The organism is Aminobacter sp. 01T433 (assembly GCF_056398585.1).
Genome location: NZ_JBFTPR010000003.1, coordinates 1 through 20,198 on the forward strand (window position 1 = coordinate 1; position 20,198 = coordinate 20,198).

The following is a 20,198-nucleotide window of genomic DNA, read 5'->3' on the forward strand; positions in this document are numbered from 1 at the left end:
CCGCGAGTCCACCACATGTCACCCGGCCCAGACCGCTGGCGCGAGCGCAGCCGGTTCTTCACCGGCATTGCCGAAGCCATGGCCGATCAATGGTCGGATCACGTCGAGCAAGCGAGGTCCGCAGCATGACCGCCCTCCCCACCGACAGCACGAGAACAGCAATGACCGCTGAGAAGATCGCCGAGGAACGAGAGACCGCGTGGCTAGCTGCCAAAGCGGAAGCCCGGAAGGCTATCTATGACACAGGCCGGGGCATGATCGGTCGCGAACGCAACTACCTCGAAGATCGCGTGGCTCGGGCGATCCGCGCAGCTGAGAAGCGCGCCGACGACCGCCTGAAAGCGCGTGTAGCGGAGATGGAGCGCAAGCTTCTGCTCACACCAATGGCCGAGCGCGTTGCCGAGCTTCCCGACTTCATGGCCGCGATGTCCGAATGGGGCTGCGAAGACCCGAACGAGCAGGCCGACGCGATCACTGCGTTTCTCAACTCGGCGGTTGGTCTTCGCGAATACCTGGAAGACCAGAGCAAGGCAGGAGGTCGCGATGGTCACTGACCTCCCTCCCGTCCCCTCCCCACCAAAGGAGACTCGAATGAATGAGCGCGTGACCATTGCACAAACGATGGCCGCTCGGATGGGCGAGCTTCGGGCATCCCATGGGCTAACCCTTCAACAGGTGGCCGACCGCGCAAACACCGGGAAATCCCATATCTGGGAACTTGAGAACGGTCGCTCGAAAAACCCTTCCATTGAAATGGCTGTCAGTCTTTCCCGCGCCTTCGGTGTGTCGCTCGAATATCTGATCGGATTGTCGCCGGCCAAGCCAAACCTGCACCCGGAGGCCCTTCGCATCGCCGCCGAGATCGACGCGCTGCTAACCCCAAAGTACGCGCCTGGATCTATCCGCGAGATGATCCAGATCGGCCATCTAAGTGGCGACGAGCCCTGCGAATGCGGCGAAACGACTGTCGAAGAATGTGACGACTGCTGCGCCCTTCCCGCCCGCCCCGCAGCGAAGGACGAGGCATGACGAGAGCAGCCGACATCAAAAGCGTGTACACCCCGACCACGCTAGCAGAGCGCTGGGAGTGCTCAGAACGACATGTCCGCAACCTTATTGCGGCCGGCGACTTGCGGGCTTTCCAATTGGGAGGCAAGTTGCTGCGAATTCGCGGTGAGGAAGTGGAGGCATTCGAGTGCCAGAGTGGCGAATTACCAGACTCCGAGGACAATTCGCTCTCACCTTCGATCGGGGCGGTAAACGTCACCGATATACGCTCAACACCGATGATGCGGGCGAAGCTCAACGCATTGCGCCCGCGCTCTATGCGCAGCTAACCCGCCCTACCGGCCGGAAGGTCTCCGATATCTGGGAGGCGTACCGCCAAGACAAAGCCGCCAAATCGATCGCCACGACCATGAAATACACGTGGGTGGCGATCGGGCCGCATTTCGGCCACTGCGACGGCGAGGACATCACCAAAGTTCAATGCGATGCCTATACTACCGCCCGGCGAAAGCAGGGGCGGTCGGATGGGGCAATCCATACTGAGCTCGGCCACTTGCGCACCGCGTTAGTCTGGGCCGTCAAGAACAAGATCATCAACCACGCACCAGACATCGCGCGCCCGACCAAGCCCTCTCCCAAGGACAGGCACCTGACGCGCGATGAGGCTCGACGTATCATCGCCGCGGCACCCTTGCCTCATGTTCGCCTAGCTATGCATCTCATGCTCGCTACCGCGGCCCGCGTGTCGGCAGTCTTGGATCTGACCTGGGAGCGTGTGGACTTCAAGCGCCGGCTCATCCACCTCATCGACCCAGAGAACAACGCCAACAAAAAGGGCCGAGCAACAGTCCCTATGAACGACACCCTATTTGCCGCACTGAAGGATGTGCGCAAAGGCGCGTTGAGCGACTACGTCGTGGAATGGGGCGGCGAGCGCGTCAAATCGATCAAGCGCAGCATCAGCACCGCCGCGAAGGCAGCGGATCTTGAAGATATCTCCCCGCACGTGTTCCGGCATACCTCGGCTGTCTGGCTAGCTGAGGCAGGCATTCCGATACCGGAGATAGCCCAGTATCTCGGCCACTCGAACCCGATCATCACCTATCGGGTCTATGCGCGCTACAGCCCGACCCACCTGCGAGGCGCTGCAAAGGCGCTGGAGATGGGCGTATACGAAGTTCCCGCTGTCACGCATGAACCTGTGAACCTCGATCTAGGGCGTTCGTAGTTCCAAAGCCTGCCAAACAAACCCTTTTGCGAAGCGGCCTTTCTCCGATCCAGTGCCGGTTGCAGGTGTGGGGAAAAAGTTTACACCGAAGATGTCGGCGGTTCGAGCCCGTCATCGCCCACCACCCCCCTCTCCCAGTAAACAGCCGCATCGCGGCTCCCCGCGGCCTTGCATTCGACATTTGCCCGCCGCCGACCTGGGATGACGCCCCCCCAACATGGTGGCGTAAGTCGAGCCAGCGTGGAATCTGGACTGCTTGCAAAAAATGATGCAGAAAATCGAAGATGAGGAACGCCAAAGCAATCACGGTTTGCTTTCCCTTCATCGGTGACCTTTTCGGTGGGAGTCACCTGTCGGCACTTGGCTTGATAAAAAACCTCGATCGGTCGCGCTTTAGGCCGCTTGTTGTACTGCAATTGCCCGACGGCCCGGTCGCCGAGATCTTCAGGCGAGAAGGTATCCAGTTCGAGACCGCCCCCGCCCAACACCATCTGGCCCGCGGACAAAGACGCGATGGTGCTGCTGCCGCGACTGTTGCCCGCACTCTTCCGGCGTTTGCGCGATTCTTGAAGTCCAGGGATGTGGCGATCGTGCACACGAATGATGGCCGCACGCACATTGCCTGGGGGCTTGCGGCACGATTCGCCGGAGCAAAGCACCTTTGGCACCACCGCAACGACGCATCGTCATTTGGACTACGCCGCGTAGCGCCATGGCTTTCCAACCGCGTGGTGGCGGTATCGAAATTTGCCTCGCCGCGCCCTGCTCTCTTTTCGGCCGCGAGCAAATGCAGCGTCGTTCACAGCCCCTTCGACGTGAACATGACGGCCGGGATGGAGCGCTCGGACGCCCGAAGCAAGGTTCTTGCTGAAATTGGAGCCGCGCCCGACACGCTGCTTTTCGGATACGTCGGAACTCTGGTTGAGCGCAAACGGCCGGTGCTGTTTGTCGAGGCGATCGCTGCGCTGAAGCGAATGGCGCCGGAAACAAAGCTGGCAGGTCTGCTCCTCGGAAATTCGCTCCACGGCATGGACGAACAGGCGAAATCGCGTGCCGAAGCGCTTGGGATTGCCGATCATGTCCACTTCCTGGGTTTTCGCTATCCCGCCGAGCCCTGGATCGCTGCGCTCGATGCGCTTTTGGTAACTGCGGTGGATGAACCCTTGGGCAGAACCCTTGTCGAGGCGATGTTGCTGGGCACACCGGTTGTCGCCGCCGACTCAGGTGGAAACCCGGAGGCGATCGAAGATGGGCAGACCGGGCTTCTTGTTCGACCAGATGAGCCCGACGCGTTCGCCAAAGCGGGCCTGAAGCTGCTGCAGGATGCCCAGTTGCGCCAGCACATCGTCGAAACCGCTCGCAGCAACGCACGCTCGCGTTTCAGCGTCGAGCGGCATGTGCGCGAGATCACGCGGGTCTACGATGAACTCCTCGCTTCCGATAATCCGAAGGCGAAGGCATACGGGTGATTGTGGTAAGTTCGCGCAGAAGCGTCGCGCGAGACTGCCGTGGCAGAAACCGGACAATCAATCTCGGCCTGGCGACGATGCGACCGCCTTTCGGGCAAGACATCCAGTCTAGCGGCCTTTGAGCGTTTCGTTGTGTACGCCGGTGTCTTCTTCGCGCCGTATGCCAATCTGCGGTTGCCGCAGGTGTTTTTTACCCTCAGCGATTTTTTCTTCTGCCTGAGTTTTTTCATTCTTTTGATTGCCGGCCTTATCCCCAACAGGCCGCTTGGCAGAGCAACATCGACGTGGCTGCTGGCCTTCACGCTGCTGTTCGTTGGGCTGATGGCCGGAAGCCTTTTGCGTGGAAGTGCCGAACGCGGCCTGATCGTCACCACGCAGTATCTCTTCTCCTACATCATTCTGATGGTCGTGCTGTTGCGCAACGACCCGCAAGAAGCACATCGTCTGGCCGCCATTTTTGTGGCGAGCATCATCCTGGTCGATATCCACGGCATCTATACGTTCTATGCCGTGGGCTATGTGCCGGGCGACGGCAAGGGCGTGGTCACCGGCGGGCTGCGCCTAGCTACGGTGCTCAGGAACCCCAACCTCGCCGCGTCAATGAACGCGCTGATCATGCCGATCCTGCTCTATTTTTGGGCATCCGGGCGAATCAAGGCGTTTAAAGGCACGGCCGAAAGAGCAGCTCGTCGCCGTCAGGGAGTTCATTGGGCTGCCCCCTGGTCAAACGGTTACCTTCGTTCAATCGAAGGTAAAGGACAAAACGACGCCGATGGTAAGCCCGGGGCTACGGCGCGCGCTGCGCCCTTTGAAGCCGGTCGTGGCCTACTTTCGCGACACGGCCACCTTCCGCACGATGCATGGGTTGCTGGGGCGCGAAACCAGCTACGCTCCACTGCCCGCTAGCGTTCACCAACAGCTGATCGATTATTACGCCCGCGATGTCGAGGCGCTGGGACGCATGATCGGCAAGGACCTTTCAGCCTGGCTGACTGACGATCCAGCATGGCCGGAGCCAAAGGTGCCTGATGCGACACGCAAATTGCGCAAAATCGGAACTTATCGAAGGGTTTAACTGACACGCCCCGCGTTTCGTGCGCATTTCCAATAAGTTACCGCGCCCTCAAGATGCACGCCATGAATTGAACCGCACGGCTGCATTCGCTCTCCACCTACTGTGAATTCTGAGACAGCCCGTCGCGTGGTTCCAAAGCCATCAAGTGCCAATGCCGACCAGCGGGGGCTGACATGCGTGACAACGAGAGCGCTGCGAAAAGAGCGCGGCTGCGGGATTTCGGTGCAAACAGCAAGGTTGAAACCGGCACAGCTCGCCAGCCCGGTGGTATCATCCTTCTGGACATCGCGGCGGCGCTGGCCAAGAGGCCACCCTTTCGGCAAGCGAGATCGCGGATCGCCTCCGCTGTAAAGTCGACAATCAGCAATCGGTATCTCTACGCAGTCGACCTGTCGCTGGCAGCCTTTGCGCTGATACTGGCTGCATGGCTCCGTTTCGGCCCGCAAATGTTCTTAACCGACGCCCGTGCCGCCAAAGCGCTCGCGATCCTCACCGCCGTGTTCGTGATCATCTGCGCCGTGACCTTTCCGGCTGCGGGCCTGTACAAGCGCAAATGGAAATATGCCTCGATTCCCGACTACGTCGTCCTTGTGCAAGCGATCCTGATTGCCTCGCTGGTGCTCATGACCTGCGTCTTCTTTTATTCGCACTTCGCCATCATCCCGCATTCCATCATCGCGATCGAGATCCTGGCTCTGGTGTCGTTGCTGGCGGCCGTTCGGCTTAGCTTCCGGCAGGAAGACTTCAGAGCCCTTGTCGCTGCCCTGCATTGGGCGCCGGCCGATCTCAGCCCGCGCATTCCGGTGCTGCTTGTCGGCGCGGGCCACGAGGCAGACCTCTATTTGCGCGCGCTGCAGCGCGACTCGACATCGACGCACGAACCGGTGGGGTTCCTCAACAATTCTCCTGATGAGACCGGGTCGATGATGCGCGGCGTAGCTGTGCTGGGCTCGACAGATGAATTCGACGCTGTCGTGGCCGAACTTGACGGCCGAGGCCAGCGGCCGCGCCACCTCATCTTCACAGCACCGCTTTCTTCATTTGAAAGCGGCGAAGCGGAGCGGCTGATCGCCTGCGCTGACCGGATGGGCATGGCCGTTTCACGGCTGAACCCCGCGACAGAATTGCGCAATCCCCGTGTTGCGACCGAGTTCGAACTGCGGCCTATCGAGCTCACCGACCTGCTGGAGAGGCCGCAGGCTGCGCTCGATATCGCCGCCATGCAGCGCTTTGTCGGCGGCCGTCGCGTCATGATCACAGGCGCTGGTGGCTCGATCGGCAGCGAATTGGCAAGGCAGGTGGCGGGGCTAGCGCCTTCGCGGCTGGTTCTTGTCGATAACAGCGAGTTCAACCTCTATTCGGTCGACCTGGATCTTGCGGAAAATTTCCCTGCCATCGAGCGCTCTGTACATCTGTGCGATGTGCGCGACAGGCGTCGTGTCGAAGGCGTATTCGCGCAGCATAGACCGGAACTCGTGTTCCATGCCGCGGCCCTCAAGCATGTGCCGATGGTCGAACTCAACCCGTGCGAAGGCGTGCTCACCAACGTGTTCGGCACGATGAATATCGCCGAGGCGGTGAAGCGCTGGGGGGCGCTCGGCATGGTGCAGATCTCCACCGACAAGGTGGTGAACTCGCCGAACGTGATGGGTTCCACGAAGCGGCTTGCGGAGCTCTATTGCCAGTCACTCGACCTGGAAGGAGTAAACGACGTCGACGCCCCACGCTTCATGACCGTGCGCGTCGGCAACGTGCTTGGTTCCAGTGGATCGCTGATCCCGCTGTTCAAGCGGCAACTTGCACGCGGTGGGCCACTGACAGTCACGCATCCTGAGATGATGCGGTTCTTCATGACCATTCGCGAGGCGGTCGAACTGACGTTGCAGGCGTCCGCCTATGGACTCGAGAAAAAACTGGGTAGCGGCGAAATCTTCGTTCTCGACATGGGCGAGCCGATCAAGATCATCGATATCGCGCGGCGGATGATCCGTCTGGCCGGCTTCGTGCCCGATGAGGATATGCATATTCAAATCGTCGGCTGCCGACCCGGAGAAAAGCTGTTCGAAGAGCTTTTTGACGTCTCCGAGAAACGGGTCAACCCGCCTGTTCCTGGTGTCCTGGGGGCTGTGCCCACGCCGGTGCCGCTGTCCGTGCTTTATGAAGGCTTCGAGCATCTGCGGTCGGCGGCAACCGAAGGCGACACCAGTTCCGTTTTTGAGACGATGAATTTCATTCTATGCCAGAGCAGCGGACACGGCAGTGGGATGAAGCCATGAGCCCCTTGACGCTCCCCTCCGATCCCATCTCGCAAACACACCCCAACATCAGACAGAGCCATCTCGACCGGCTGGAAGCCGAGGCTATCCACATTCTTCGGGAAGTCGCTGCGACCTTCTTGAAGCCGGTGATGCTGTATTCGGTCGGCAAGGACTCTTCGGTTCTGCTGCAACTGGCGATGAAGGCGTTTTATCCCGCCAAGCCGCCATTTCCGTTCCTGCATGTCGACACGACGTGGAAGTTTCGCGAAATGATCGCTTTTCGCGATGCCATGGTGGCCAGACACGGCTTCGATCTCCTGGTGCATATCAATGAGGATGGCGTTCGCGACGGTATCAACCCCTTCGTTCACGGTTCCAACACCCATACGCATGTAATGAAGACGGTCGCGCTAAAGCAGGCGCTCGACAAATACGGTTTTGATGCGGCCTTCGGCGGCGCCCGCCGCGATGAGGAAAAGTCCCGCGCCAAGGAACGCATCTTCTCGTTCCGCAATGCCAACCACGCCTGGGACCCGAAGAACCAGCGGCCGGAAATGTGGAAAATCTACAACACGCGGGTCGCGCCGGGGGAATCGATCCGCGTCTTTCCGCTGTCGAATTGGACCGAGCTCGATATCTGGCAATATATCCTGCAGGAACAAATCCCGATCGTACCGCTATACTTTGCGAAATTGCGGCCAGTCGTCGAGCGCGACGGCATGCTGATCCTGCGCGACGACGAGCGCATGAAATTGCTGCCGGGCGAATCCGTCGAGGATCGCCTCGTTCGCTTCCGTACGCTCGGCTGCTACCCGCTGACCGGCGCCATTGAATCGGACGCTTGCGACCTCCAAGCCATTGTCAGGGAAATGCTGACTGCGCGGACTTCCGAGCGTCAAGGCCGTCTCATCGACAAGGATGAGACCGGCTCCATGGAGAAGAAAAAGCGCGAGGGCTATTTCTGATGACGAGGCACGACCTTCCCGTTTCCGCCGCGCCTTTCGACTATGGCGATTTCATTACCGACCAAAACGAAAAGTCGCTGCTGCGGTTCTTGACCTGCGGGTCGGTGGACGACGGCAAGTCGACGCTGATCGGCCGCCTGCTCTACGACACCAAGCTGATTTTCGAGGATCAGCTTGCCGCGCTGGAAAAGGATTCCGGCAAGCATGGAACCAATGGCGCGGACATCGACTTCGCGCTTCTTGTCGACGGGCTGGAGGCGGAGCGTGAGCAAGGCATCACCATCGACGTCGCCCACCGCTTCTTCGCCACGCCCAAGCGCAAGTTCATCGTCGCCGACACGCCTGGCCATGAGCAGTACACCCGCAACATGGCGACCGGAGCTTCGACCGCCGATCTAGCCGTTGTGCTTGTCGATGCCCGCCGGGGCATTCTGCAACAGACCCGCCGCCACTCCATCATCGCCTCCCTGCTCGGCATCCGCCACGTCGCCCTTGCGGTCAACAAGTTCGATCTGGTCGATTTCGACCGGGAGGTTTTCGAGCGCATCTCAGCTGAGTATCGCGACTTTGCGTCCAGTCTCGGCTTCCAGTCGATCGAGCCGATCCCGATGTCGGCGCGCTATGGCGACAACGTCACCCGGCTGTCGGATGAAATGGGCTGGTATGCTGGAGCTACGCTGCTTGAACACCTCGAGACGATTGCGATAGACGGCGACGCAGTCGACAGGCCGTTCCGTCTCCCCATTCAATATGTAAACCGCCCCAACCAGGATTTTCGCGGCTTCTCGGGCACAGTCGCGTCTGGGTTTGTCAGCACGGGCCAGGTCGTGGTTGCGGCGAAGTCCGGACGCCGCTCGCGCGTGAAGCGGATTCTCGTCGGTGCAGCGGATGGTCCATTGGCTATCGCCGGCCAGTCGGTGACCCTTTTGCTGGAGGACGAGATCGAGATCTCGCGCGGCGACGTGCTGTCCGCCGTCGATGCACGGCCTGAGGTGGCGGACCAGTTCCAGGCTACAATCGTCTGGTTCGACGACAAGCCGCTGCTGCCCGGCCGGCCTTACATTCTGCGCACGGAGACCGACCAGGCAGGAGTGACCGTGACTGCACTGAAACATCGGATCAACGTGACGAGCTTTGCCAAAGAAGCCGCAGCACATCTCGACATGAACGAGATCGGCATGTGCGATTTCTCAGTCCAGGCCCCAATCGCTTTCGACCGCTACAGCGACAACCGTGTCACCGGCGCGTTCATCCTGGTCGACCGCATGACCAACGCCACCGTTGCCGCCGGCATGATCAACCATCCGCTGCGCCGCGCACGCAACATCCACTGGCAGATGCTCGACATCAACCGCAGTCAGCACGCGGCGCAAAAATTTCAAAAGCCAGCGGTGCTGTGGTTCACTGGCCTGTCGGGATCGGGCAAATCGACCATTGCCAACCTGCTCGAGAAAAAGCTGAACGCGGCTGGCCGGCACACCTATCTGCTCGACGGCGACAACATCCGCCACGGACTCAACCGGGATTTGGGCTTCACCGAGGAGGATCGCGTCGAAAACATTCGCCGCGTGGTCGAGGTCGCCCGGCTGATGGCAGATTCCGGGCTCATCGTGCTCGTTTCCTTCATTTCACCATTCCGCGCCGAGCGGCAGATGGCGCGCGAACGCATGGAGCAAGGTGAGTTCGTCGAAATCTTCGTCGACACACCATTCGAGGAATGCGCGAGGCGCGATCCCAAGGGGCTCTATGCCAAGGCGCTCAACGGCACGATCAAGAACTTCACCGGCCTCGATTCGCCCTACGAAGCTCCAGAAAACCCCGAACTTCACCTCCAAACACTCGGCAAGGACGCCGAGGCGATGGTGGACGAGCTGGAGAGCTGGCTCGATGACAATAACATCGTCAGCCGCTCGGACGAACGACACAGCTAACCCTGCCTACAAGCCGTAACGCGCACAATTTGTTCGGTGCCCCTAGTCCGGCACGATGCCAGGCCATGGCCCTGTATCCGCTCGTAGATACAAAACATCATCTTACCTATCGTCACTTGCAAATCCCTCCACAAGATGTGGATTTTCTTGTCCCTGCAGGCCAATAACTGCGAACCACTGTGCATGGTCTTGGCCGATGGCAGGCGAAAAAGTGTTGACCTTTGATCCGTCTGGCCTTCCGATCACGACCAGCCGGAACCAATAGGGCAAGATGCGGGATTCATCAGGGGTGAGCAAAGAAAGTTCAGCGGAGCGTCATGCGATCAGCGCAGACCTGATCGCGGTGCTTGTCGCTGCCCCCAATGGCAACCCGATGGTGCTGACGATCAAGGACGCGACCGCCCTGCCCTCCGGGCCGTTCGCGCTCGGCCACCGGTCGTTGCAATCGGGCTTGCGAGACTGGGTCGAGCAGCAGACTGGCCATCCGCTCGGCTACATCGAACAGCTCTACACCTTCGCCGACCGCGACCGCGACAGCGACGAGCTGGCCAGCCGGGTGATCTCGATCAGCTATCTCGGCCTGACCCGCGAGGAGCCGGCGCATGGCACGCCGCCCGGCAGCTGGCGCAGCTGGTATGAGTTCTTCCCATGGGAAGACCACCGCACTGGCGCGCCTGAAATCATCCAGGACATCATCGTGCCGCGCTTACGCCAATGGGCCGATAAGGCCGGCCAACAGGACAAGCGCCAGAACCGTTTGCGCCGCGCCGCAAGCGCCTTCGGCTTCGACGACCGTCAATGGAACGAAGAGCTGGTGTTGCAGCGCTACGAGCTGCTCTACGAAGCCGAACTGGTCGAGGAAGCCATTCGTGCCAAGGGCATCGGCAACGCGTCTGCCGTTCCAAGCCGCTCGATGAGCGGCGACCACCGCCGAATCCTCGCCACCGGCATCGCCCGTCTCAGGACCAAGATCAAATACCGGCCCGTGGTGTTCGAGCTCATGCCACCCGCATTCACGCTGCTGCAGTTGCAGCGCGCTGTTGAGGCACTGGCCGGGCTTACCGTTCACAAGCAGAATTTTCGCCGCCTGATCGAGCAGCAGGATCTGGTCGAAGAAACGGGCGACATGAGCTCCGACACTGGCGGGCGGCCGGCAAAACTGTTCCGCTTCCGCCACGCCGTTCTCGATGAACGCTCGGTCGCTGGAACCAAATAGCCGAAATCGACCTTGACAGGCCTTATGCTCATGATAAGCATATATCCTTATTATACTCAATACGAGCATAATAAGGATAACGAATGTCTGGCTTATCTCTCTCCGCCGCCTCGCTCTATGACCGCGTCCAGCGCGTCATCCCCGCCATCGAATGGCCGGTGTTTTCCCAAGACATCGACGCTATCCTGAGGCTCAAACGCGAGCGCAACGCCGTCATCCTGGCGCATAACTACCAGACTCCCGAGATATTCCACTGCGTTGCCGACATCGTCGGCGACAGCCTGGCGCTGGCCCGCAAGGCAATGGAGGTCGAGGCGGAAATCATCGTCTTGGCCGGCGTGCATTTCATGGCCGAGACCGCAAAGCTGCTCAATCCCGGCAAGACGGTGCTGATCCCCGACATGGCTGCCGGCTGTTCGCTGGCCGATTCGATCACGCCTGAAGACATCCGCCTGATGCGGCAGCGCTATCCCGGCGTGCCTGTGGTCACCTATGTCAACACCTCGGCTGCGGTGAAGGCGGAGTCCGACATCTGCTGCACGTCGGGCAACGCCAAGGCGGTCGTCGAATCGCTCGGTGTGCCGCGCGTGCTGATGCTGCCGGACGAATATCTGGCGCAGAACATAGCCGCCCAAACCGATGTCGAAATCATTGCCTGGAAAGGCCATTGCGAGGTGCATGAGCGCTTCACGCCCGCCGACATCCGCGAAATGCGCGCCGCACATCCAGGTGTCACTGTACTTGCCCACCCCGAATGCCCGCCGGAAGTGGTCGCGGAAGCCGATTTCGCTGGTTCGACCGCCGCGATGTCGGACTATGTCGGCACGAACAAGCCATCGCGCGTGGTGCTGGTGACCGAATGCTCGATGAGCGACAACGTCGCTGTCGAGCACCCCGATGTCGAGTTCATCCGCCCCTGCAATCTTTGCCCGCACATGAAGCGCATCACGCTCGGCAACATCCGTTCGGCACTCGAACTGAACCAGCATGCGGTGACCATCGACCCTGCCGTTGCCACTCGCGCCCGGCTGGCGGTCGAGCGGATGCTGGCGGTATGAGCGAGGACCTCGCGGGCCGTCCCGTCATCATCGGCGGTGGGCTCGCCGGGCTGATGACGGCGCTGGAACTGACGCCGGAACCCGTCGTGCTCCTGTCAGCCACACCGCTTGGCGGTCAAGCATCGAGCGTGCTGGCACAGGGCGGGCTCGCCGCATGTATCGGCTCTGACGACAGCCCTGCCCGGCACATTGCCGATACGCTCGCCGCCGGCGACGGGCTGTGCGACGAGGCTACAGTCCGGCGCATTGTCGAAGCTGCACCGGAGGCCATCGAGAAGCTGGAGCGGCTCGGCGTTGTTTTCGATCGAGTGCCCAATGGCGAACTGCATCTTGGGCTGGAGGCAGCCCATAGCCGCCGCCGTATCGTGCATGCTGCGGGTGCCGCGACCGGAGCCGAGCTGATGCGTGCGCTGGTCGCAGCTGTCAGGCGCACGCCCTCGATCATAGTGATCGAAGGCTTCGAGGCACGACGTCTGCTGCTCGAGGACGGCGTCATTGCCGGTGTGCTCGCCGCAGGAGATAGCAGCCATCTCGTGTTGGCGACCGGACGCGTCGTGCTCGCCACCGGTGGGGTCGGCGGCCTGTTCCACGACACCACCAACCCGCTGGGATGCTTCGGCCAGGGTCTGGCGTTTGCCGCACGCGCTGGGGCCGAACTCGCCGATCTCGAGTTCGTGCAGTTCCACCCGACCGCGCTCGACGGACCACAGCGGCCGATGCGTCTGATCAGCGAAGCTGTGCGTGGCGAAGGTGCCGTGCTCATAGACGAAACCGGACGGCGTTTCCTTGCCGATCTTCCGGGCGCCGAACTTGCCACCCGAGATGCGGTGTCGCGCGGTGTCTACCGACATCTTGCCCGTGGACATCGCGTCCTCCTCGATACCAGGCAATGCCTCGGCCAAGCCTTCGCGAGACGCTTTCCGGCAATCGAAGCTTTCTGCCGCGAAGCAAGCATCGACCCTGCGGTTCAGCCCATTCCGGTACGCCCCGCGGCGCATTACCACATGGGTGGCGTCGCCGTGGACGCGGAGGGCCGCAGTTCGGTGACTGGCCTGTGGGCCTGCGGCGAAGTTGCCTCAACCGGGCTGCACGGCGCCAACCGGCTCGCCAGCAACTCGCTGACCGAGGCTGTTGTGACTGCAAGTTGGGTGGCAAAAAGCGTGGCGGCTTCGCCAGCCGCCAACCGGAAAGCCTCGGCGACACCGGCCATACCCGCACCCGCTGACCCGTCGCTTGTGCGCGACATCGTCTCGTCTACGCTGGGAGTCCTGCGCGACGGCGACAGCCTGCGCGAGGCAGCCGCCGCCTTGCTGCCGCTTGCAATAGGCAATTCTGCTGCTGCCGATCCGACAGCAGTGGGGTTGATGATGGCGGTCTCAGCACTCCAGCGCGAGGAAAGCCGGGGCGCGCATTGCCGAACGGATTTCCCTTTCCACGACGCTGTCGCACGCCGTTCGAAAATCACCCTCGATGCTGCACTCGATGCGGTAGCCGAACTCGATGCCACGCCGCTTGCCCGGAGCGCCTGAATGAACCTTACGCCCCTGCCCCAAATCATGCTGGAACCGCTGGTTCGCGACGCCTTGCTCGAAGACCTCGGACGTGCCGGCGATCTGACGACCGATGCCATCGTACCCGCCGACCTGCGAGCGACGGTTGTGCTCGCGGCGCGTCAGCCGGGTGTCGTTGCCGGGCTCGATCTTGCCGCCCTTGCCTTTCGTCTGATCGATCCAGCGATCGAGATGAAAGTGGCAAAACCAGACGGCAGCGCGATCGCAGCGGGCGAAACCATCGCCACGCTGAGCGGCCCGGCGCGCGGCATTCTGACCGCCGAACGCGTCGCGCTCAACTTCCTCTGCCATCTCAGCGGCATCGCCAGCGCCACAGCGGCGATTGTCGACGCCGTGCGCGGCCACAAGGCGAGCATCGTGTGTACGCGCAAGACCACGCCCGGCCTGCGCGCGCTCGAAAAATATGCCGTCCGTGCCGGTGGTGGTTCCAACCACCGTTTCGGATTGGACGATGCCATGCTGATCAAGGACAACCACATTGCCATTGCCGGCGGCGTCCGCTCGGCGATCGAACGCGCCAAGGCCAGCGTCGGCCATCTGGTGAAGATCGAAGTCGAGGTCGACACGCTCGACCAGTTGGACGAAGCGCTGGCACTCGGCGTGGATGCGGTGCTGCTCGACAACATGACCACCGAGCAACTTTCCCGCGCCGTGGACATGGTCGGCGGACGCGCCATCACCGAGGCATCCGGCCGCGTGACGCCTGCCACAGCACCGGCAATCGCCGCCACCGGCGTCGACCTGATTTCGGTCGGCTGGCTGACCCACAGCGCGCCGATCCTGGACATTGGGCTGGACACGATCGGCTGATCGGGGCAATTGTCGCGCCCCGGGTGGGGAAGCAACGCTGGCGATGGAGACCGCATGACCGCCGAAATGCACTTGAACGGGGCCGCGCAACAGCTGAATGGCATGCGCCCGACCTGGACGCTTGAGGATGCGCGAACGATCTATGATTCGCCATTCAACGACTTGCTCTTCCAGGCCCAGACGGTCCACCGCCAGAATTTCGACCCCAATCGCGTCCAGCTTTCGCGGCTGCTTTCCATCAAGACCGGCGGCTGCCCCGAGGATTGCGGCTATTGCAGCCAGTCGGCGCATCACGAATCCGGGCTCAAGGCCTCCAAGCTGATGGAAGTTCAGCGCGTCCTCGCTGAAGCCAAGAAGGCGCGCGATGCGGGTGCCACGCGCTACTGCATGGGCGCGGCCTGGCGCAGCCCCAAGGCGCGCGACATGGATGCGGTGGTGGCCATGGTCGAGGGCGTGAAAGCGCTCGGCATGGAGACCTGCATGACGCTCGGCATGCTCGATCTCGACCAGGCGCAGCAACTGAAGCGCGCTGGCCTCGATTATTACAACCACAACATCGACACGTCGGAACGCTACTACAACGAGATCATCTCGACGCGCAGCTTCGCTGACCGGCTCGATACGCTGGCCAATGTCCGCGACAGCGGCATCAAGGTCTGCTGCGGCGGCATCGTCGGCATGGGCGAGCAGTCTGTCGACCGCGTTGACATGCTGGTGACGCTGGCGAACCTGCCCGAGCATCCCGACAGCGTGCCGATCAACATGCTGATCCCGATCGAGGGCACCCCGCTCGCCGAAGCCGCACCCATCGAGCCGATCGAGTTCGTCCGCACCATCGCCCTCGCCCGCATCATGATGCCCAAGTCGCATGTGCGCCTGTCGGCCGGCCGCACGGCGATGAGCGACGAGATGCAGGCGCTGTGCTTCTTTGCCGGAGCGAACTCGATCTTTGTCGGCGACACGCTTTTGACCGCCGAAAACCCTGAAGAAGACAAGGACACAGCGCTGTTCCGCCGCCTTGGCATCGAGCCGATGGAGCGCGACATCAAGTGAGTGGACGAGCCTTGCTCGACCGCTACGACGCCACCCTGCGCGGCTTGGCGCGAAAGAGCCGGCTGCGGACGCTCAGCGCCCGCGCCGGGCTCGACTTCGCCTCGAACGATTACATCGGGCTTGCCGGTTCGAAACGGCTGGCCGATGCGGTTTCGACCGCCCTTGCCAACGGCACGCCGGTCGGCGCCACCGGCTCGCGGCTGCTGCGCGGCAACGACCCCGAGCATGAAGCGCTGGAAGAGAAAGCGGCGGCCTTCTTCGGCACCGAGCGCGCGCTGTTCTTCGGCGGCGGCTATGTCGCCAATTTTGCAGTGCTCACTACCCTCCCACAAAAGGGCGACCTGATCGTCCTTGATGAACTGATCCACGCCAGCGCCCATGAAGGCGCGCGTGCCGGCCGTGCCGAGGTGGTGGAGGCAAAACACAACGATTCTGAAGCGGTCGAAGATGCGATCCGGGCATGGCGCGCCAGCGGCGGCATCGGCCGTGCGTGGATCGTTGCCGAGAGCCTCTACAGCATGGAAGGCGACATCGCGCCGCTGGCCGAGTTGATGGCCGTTGCCGACCGGCACGACGCTTTCCTGTTCGTCGATGAGGCGCATGCCACCGGCGTTTACGGACCCGAAGGTCGCGGGCTGGCGCATCATCTCGAAGGCCGCGACAATGTCGTGGTGCTGCACACCTGCGGCAAGGCACTGGGCGGCTCGGGCGCGCTGGTCACCGCACCGGCTACGCTCGCCGATTACCTCGTCAACCGCTGCCGGCCCTTCATCTATGCCACGGCGCCTTCGCCGCTGATGGCGGTGGCTGCGATGGAAGCGCTCGATATTCTCGCCGACGAGCCGGAACGACGCGAGCGGCTGGCTGCGCTCGTTGCACTGGCGGGCGAAAGGGCCGAGGCACTTAGCTTCAAGCCAATCGGCTCACAGATCCTGCCGATCATCGTCGGCGACAATGGCCGTGCGATGGCACTGGCGGACGCACTTCAGCAACGCGGCTTCGACGTGCGCGGCATCCGCCCGCCGACAGTGCCTGAAGGTACGGCGCGGCTCAGGATCTCGCTGACCCTCAATGTGAGCGAAACGGATGTTTCGGCGCTGTTCGACGCACTTGCCGAGGAATGGAAGCGATGAGCAACACCATCATTGTCACGGGAACCGATACCGGCATCGGCAAGACCGTGTTTTCGGCTGGACTGACTGGCCTGCTCGACGGCACCTACTGGAAGCCGGTGCAATCGGGCATCGACGACGAGACCGACAGCGAGATTGTGGCACGGCTTTCCGGCCTGCCGGCCGAGCGCGTCCTGCCCGAGGCCTATCGCCTCAACGCACCGCTTTCGCCGCATCGCGCCGCTGAGCTGGACGGCGTCGAGATTGACGCTGGCAATCTCGCATTGCCAGTCACCAAAGGACCGCTCATCGTCGAAGGCGCTGGCGGCCTGATGGTCCCGGTCAACAGGCGCTCGCTCTACATCGACGTCTTCGCTCGCTGGGGCGCGCCGGTCGTACTATGCGCCCGCACCGGTCTAGGCACGATCAACCACACACTGTTGTCGATCGAAGCGCTGCGCAGCCGCGCCATCCCGTTGCTCGGCATAGCCTTCGTCGGCGACGAGATGGCAGACACGCAGCAGACGATTGCCGAGATGGGCAAGGTGCGCGTGCTCGGCCGCCTGCCCCGGCTCGACCCGCTGACGCCTGATGCGCTGGCCAAGGCCATGCGCGCGAACTTCGATGCCGCCGATTTCCTGGAGGCCAGGCCATGAGCCGTTCCGCCGTCTGGCACCCTTTCACCCAGCACGCCACCGAGCCAGCGCCGCCCATGATCGCGCGCACCGATGGTGCTTATGTCGAGACGGTTGATGGCAAGCGCATCCTCGATGCGATCTCGTCATGGTGGGTCATCACCCACGGCCATCGCCATCCGAAGATCGTCTCGGCGATCCGCGAGGCGACCGAAACGCTCGATCAGGTGATCTTCGCTGGGCTGAGCCACGAACCGGCAGAGCAATTGGCCTCGGCTCTCGTCCAGATGGCACCGGATGGACTCGACTGGGTGTTTTATTCCGACAGCGGCTCGACCAGTGTCGAAGTGGCGCTCAAGATGGCGCTCGGCTTCCACCGCAACAATGGCGACGCGCGCTCGCGCATCGTCGTCATGGAGCACAGCTATCACGGCGACACCATCGGCACGATGAGCGTGGGTGCGCGCGGGGTGTTCAACGCCGCCTACGACCCGTTGCTGTTTGAGGTCGACACGATCCCCTTTCCCGCTCCTGATAGCGAGCAGGAGACGCTTGACCGCTTCGAGGCGCTGACGCGCGACGGGAAGGCGGCGGCCCTCATCGTTGAGCCATTGGTGCTCGGCGCCGGCGGCATGCTGATGTATCCGGCGCGGCTGCTGGCCGAGCTCAAGCGTATCGCCGAGAAATCCGGAACGCTCCTGATCGCGGACGAAGTGATGACCGGCTGGGGCCGCACCGGGACGATGTTCGCCTGCGAGCAGGCCGGAATTGCGCCCGACATCTTGTGCACCTCGAAGGGCCTGACCGGCGGATCGCTGCCGCTGGCGGCAACGCTTGCCACCGACGCTGTTTTCCGTGCGCATTTTTCGCAAGACCGCGCCAAGACCTTTTTCCATTCGAGCTCCTACACCGCCAACCCCATCGCCTGTGCCGCCGCACTCGCCAATGTCGCGATATGGCGCGACGAGCCTGTGGCCGAGCGCGTCACCGATCTGTCGCGCATGCAGGCGGAGAGGGTTTCGCGGTTTCGCAACGACGAGCGCTTCGAAAACATACGCACGACCGGCACGATTGCGGCACTCGACATGCGTGTCGGCAAGGCGGGATATCTCGCCGAAGTCGGGCCCAAACTGCGCGCGTTTTTCCTCGAACGCGGACTGCTGGTCAGGCCGCTCGGCAATGTCATCTATGTGCTGCCGCCCTATTGCGTGACGTCAGCCGAACTCGACCGGCTGTATGATGCCGTCGACGAGGCCGCCGACCTGGTGGGACCTGCCGGGTGACCCGGTCGGCCCGCATCCTTGGCTTCGGCCACCACGTTCCCCAGCGAAAGGTGCCGAACGCCGACATCGAGGCCAGTCTCGGACTGGAAGCTGGCTGGATCGAAGGGCGTACTGGCATCCGCTCGCGCTATTGGGCTGAGACCGACGACACACTGTCGGGGCTCGCAGCCAAGGCTGGCGAGATGGCGCTTGAAGCTGCCGGCATCGACCGCAGCGAAGTCGGACTGTTGCTGCTGGCGACGTCGACGCCCGACCATCTGTTGCCGCCAAGCGCCCCGCTTGTCGCGCATCGGCTTGGCCTCACCGGCGCGGGCGGTGTCGACCTTGCCGGCGCCTGCGCCGGCTTCATCTATGCCATGACTTTCGCCGACGGGTTCGTGCGCCTGCACAACAAGCCGGCACTGGTGATCGCCGCCAACATACTGAGCCGCCGCATCAACCCGGAAGAACGGGCAAGCGCTGTGCTGTTCGCTGACGCTGCCGGTGCGGTTGTGCTTGGTCCCTCAAACGATCCCAATCAGGGCATTCTCGGCGCTTCGCTCGCCTCGGACGGTTCGGGCTACGGCCTGATCCAGATTCCAGCCGGTGGCAGCAGCCGGCCGTTTTCAGACGAGCTCGACATCGCCGAAACGCGCATGACCATCGCCAATGGCCGCGAGGTATTCATCAAGGCGGTGGAGATGATGAGCCGCTGTTCGGTCGAGGCGCTGGATGCGGCAAGCCTGGGTGCTGCCGAGATCGACCGCTTCGTGCCGCACCAGGCCAATGCCCGCATCTTCAACGCGGTCGGCAAGTCGCTTGGTATCGAGGACCACCGCATCGTCAAGACAATCGCCGACTATGGCAATTCGTCAGCCGCCACCATCCCGATGACGCTGTCGGTGGCGCATCGAGCCGAAGCGTTCCGCCCCGGCGACAAGCTCTTGCTCGCGGCAGCCGGTGCTGGCCTCACCGGAGGTGCGCTGGTGGTGGGAATGTGAAAAGGCCGAGTCGCCATGCGACCCGGCCAGATCATGTTTTAGCGGCGTTCGAGGTGCTCGACCGCTAGGAAGGCGGTCTTGGCAGCCAGCGACAGCTGGTGAGCTGCTTCGACGCGCAGCGGCGTGTAGAAATGCTCTTCGTGCAGCATGTTGACGGTGCCGAGCATGGTGTCGCCGACGAAGACCGGCCAATTGAGCACCGAGCCACAGCCGAGCGACCAGATCGTCTCGTGATCGGGGAACACGTCGGCGATGTCCTTGATCGTATTGGCGACGAACGGCTTGCGCTGGACGTGGATCGTGTCGAACCAGTGCGTGCGGTTGATCGGCTTGGTTCCGGAAACCGGATAGGCGTCGGGGTGGCTGGTGTAGGTGCGGCCCGAAACCTCGTTGGCCCAGTCGAGCTTCATGACCGTGAACAGCTTGGCGCCGACTACGACGTCGGCCAACGCCTGAAGCGCCTTCCACACGCCCTCGACTTCGGTCGTGGTCGCAATGGCGGCATCGAAGGCGGCCAGCGCCTCGGCGAAATTGGTTTCTGTCATG

Annotated in this window: 17 protein-coding genes and 2 pseudogenes; 18 read left to right on the forward strand and 1 reads right to left on the reverse strand. The window is 62.4% G+C overall.

The annotated features are described in order from the left end of the window. Positions 1 to 161: 161 nt before the first annotated feature. From AC1DLV_RS05255 to AC1DLV_RS05340, 18 genes and pseudogenes are all read left to right on the forward strand, one after another. On the forward strand, positions 162 to 554 hold the full coding sequence (locus tag AC1DLV_RS05255; protein ID WP_476798529.1) for a hypothetical protein: 393 nt from the start codon (positions 162 to 164) through the stop codon (positions 552 to 554). Continuing rightward, complete coding sequence (locus AC1DLV_RS05260; RefSeq protein WP_476798530.1) at positions 544 to 1,029, forward strand: helix-turn-helix domain-containing protein; 486 nt, start codon at positions 544 to 546, stop codon at positions 1,027 to 1,029. Before AC1DLV_RS05255 ends, AC1DLV_RS05260 begins: the two co-directional genes overlap by 11 nt. Continuing rightward, positions 1,026 to 1,181, forward strand: a pseudogene (locus AC1DLV_RS05265) (hypothetical protein); the annotation flags it as partial. The gene AC1DLV_RS05260 and the pseudogene AC1DLV_RS05265, both read left to right, overlap by 4 nt. A 14-nt stretch (positions 1,182 to 1,195) precedes the next feature. Further along, complete coding sequence (locus tag AC1DLV_RS05270; RefSeq protein WP_476798531.1) at positions 1,196 to 2,236, forward strand: tyrosine-type recombinase/integrase; 1,041 nt, start codon at positions 1,196 to 1,198, stop codon at positions 2,234 to 2,236. Positions 2,237 to 2,520: 284 nt separating this feature from the next. Further along, entirely contained in the window at positions 2,521 to 3,705 is a 1,185-nt protein-coding gene (locus AC1DLV_RS05275; protein ID WP_476798532.1) for a glycosyltransferase family 4 protein, read from the forward strand. A gap of 60 nt (positions 3,706 to 3,765) precedes the next feature. Continuing rightward, positions 3,766 to 4,368: pseudogene (locus AC1DLV_RS05280) on the forward strand (O-antigen ligase family protein); the annotation flags it as partial. Positions 4,369 to 4,953: 585 nt separating this feature from the next. After that, on the forward strand, positions 4,954 to 7,056 hold the full coding sequence (locus tag AC1DLV_RS05285) for a polysaccharide biosynthesis protein (protein ID WP_476798533.1): 2,103 nt from the start codon (positions 4,954 to 4,956) through the stop codon (positions 7,054 to 7,056). Continuing rightward, the gene (gene cysD / locus AC1DLV_RS05290) at positions 7,053 to 8,003 is read left to right on the forward strand and encodes a sulfate adenylyltransferase subunit CysD (protein ID WP_476798534.1); all 951 of its coding nucleotides are present in this window, start codon (positions 7,053 to 7,055) and stop codon (positions 8,001 to 8,003) included. Before AC1DLV_RS05285 ends, cysD begins: the two co-directional genes overlap by 4 nt. Next, positions 8,003 to 9,934: a sulfate adenylyltransferase subunit CysN gene (gene cysN / locus AC1DLV_RS05295; RefSeq protein ID WP_476798535.1), complete on the forward strand. Its 1,932-nt coding sequence runs from the start codon at positions 8,003 to 8,005 to the stop codon at positions 9,932 to 9,934. The genes cysD and cysN overlap by 1 nt, the downstream gene beginning before the upstream one ends. A 271-nt stretch (positions 9,935 to 10,205) precedes the next feature. After that, positions 10,206 to 11,150 carry an NUDIX hydrolase gene (locus AC1DLV_RS05300; protein WP_476798536.1) on the forward strand — a complete coding sequence of 315 codons (945 nt, stop codon included), beginning with the start codon at positions 10,206 to 10,208 and terminating at the stop codon, positions 11,148 to 11,150. An 83-nt stretch (positions 11,151 to 11,233) separates the two neighbouring features. Next, complete coding sequence (gene nadA / locus AC1DLV_RS05305) at positions 11,234 to 12,208, forward strand: quinolinate synthase NadA (protein WP_476798537.1); 975 nt, start codon at positions 11,234 to 11,236, stop codon at positions 12,206 to 12,208. Continuing rightward, positions 12,205 to 13,737: an L-aspartate oxidase gene (locus AC1DLV_RS05310; protein ID WP_476798538.1), complete on the forward strand. Its 1,533-nt coding sequence runs from the start codon at positions 12,205 to 12,207 to the stop codon at positions 13,735 to 13,737. The genes nadA and AC1DLV_RS05310 overlap by 4 nt, the downstream gene beginning before the upstream one ends. Next, entirely contained in the window at positions 13,738 to 14,589 is an 852-nt protein-coding gene (nadC, locus tag AC1DLV_RS05315; RefSeq protein WP_476798539.1) for a carboxylating nicotinate-nucleotide diphosphorylase, read from the forward strand. A gap of 102 nt (positions 14,590 to 14,691) precedes the next feature. Next, positions 14,692 to 15,642 carry a biotin synthase BioB gene (bioB, locus tag AC1DLV_RS05320; RefSeq protein ID WP_476798888.1) on the forward strand — a complete coding sequence of 317 codons (951 nt, stop codon included), beginning with the start codon at positions 14,692 to 14,694 and terminating at the stop codon, positions 15,640 to 15,642. Further along, the gene (locus AC1DLV_RS05325) at positions 15,639 to 16,775 is read left to right on the forward strand and encodes an 8-amino-7-oxononanoate synthase (protein ID WP_476798540.1); all 1,137 of its coding nucleotides are present in this window, start codon (positions 15,639 to 15,641) and stop codon (positions 16,773 to 16,775) included. The genes bioB and AC1DLV_RS05325 overlap by 4 nt, the downstream gene beginning before the upstream one ends. After that, positions 16,772 to 17,410 (forward strand): dethiobiotin synthase, encoded by a 639-nt coding sequence (bioD, locus tag AC1DLV_RS05330; RefSeq protein ID WP_476798541.1) that lies wholly within the window; start codon positions 16,772 to 16,774, stop codon positions 17,408 to 17,410. The genes AC1DLV_RS05325 and bioD overlap by 4 nt, the downstream gene beginning before the upstream one ends. Then, the gene (locus AC1DLV_RS05335) at positions 17,407 to 18,672 is read left to right on the forward strand and encodes an adenosylmethionine--8-amino-7-oxononanoate transaminase (protein WP_476798542.1); all 1,266 of its coding nucleotides are present in this window, start codon (positions 17,407 to 17,409) and stop codon (positions 18,670 to 18,672) included. The genes bioD and AC1DLV_RS05335 overlap by 4 nt, the downstream gene beginning before the upstream one ends. Beyond that, the gene (locus AC1DLV_RS05340; protein ID WP_476798543.1) at positions 18,669 to 19,652 is read left to right on the forward strand and encodes a beta-ketoacyl-ACP synthase III; all 984 of its coding nucleotides are present in this window, start codon (positions 18,669 to 18,671) and stop codon (positions 19,650 to 19,652) included. Before AC1DLV_RS05335 ends, AC1DLV_RS05340 begins: the two co-directional genes overlap by 4 nt. A 38-nt stretch (positions 19,653 to 19,690) precedes the next feature. On the opposite strand, the gene AC1DLV_RS05345 is transcribed toward AC1DLV_RS05340, so the two are convergent. Continuing rightward, positions 19,691 to 20,197, reverse strand: coding sequence for a GAF domain-containing protein (locus tag AC1DLV_RS05345; protein WP_476798544.1), 507 nt, complete (start codon positions 20,195 to 20,197; stop codon positions 19,691 to 19,693). Position 20,198 lies beyond the last annotated feature (1 nt).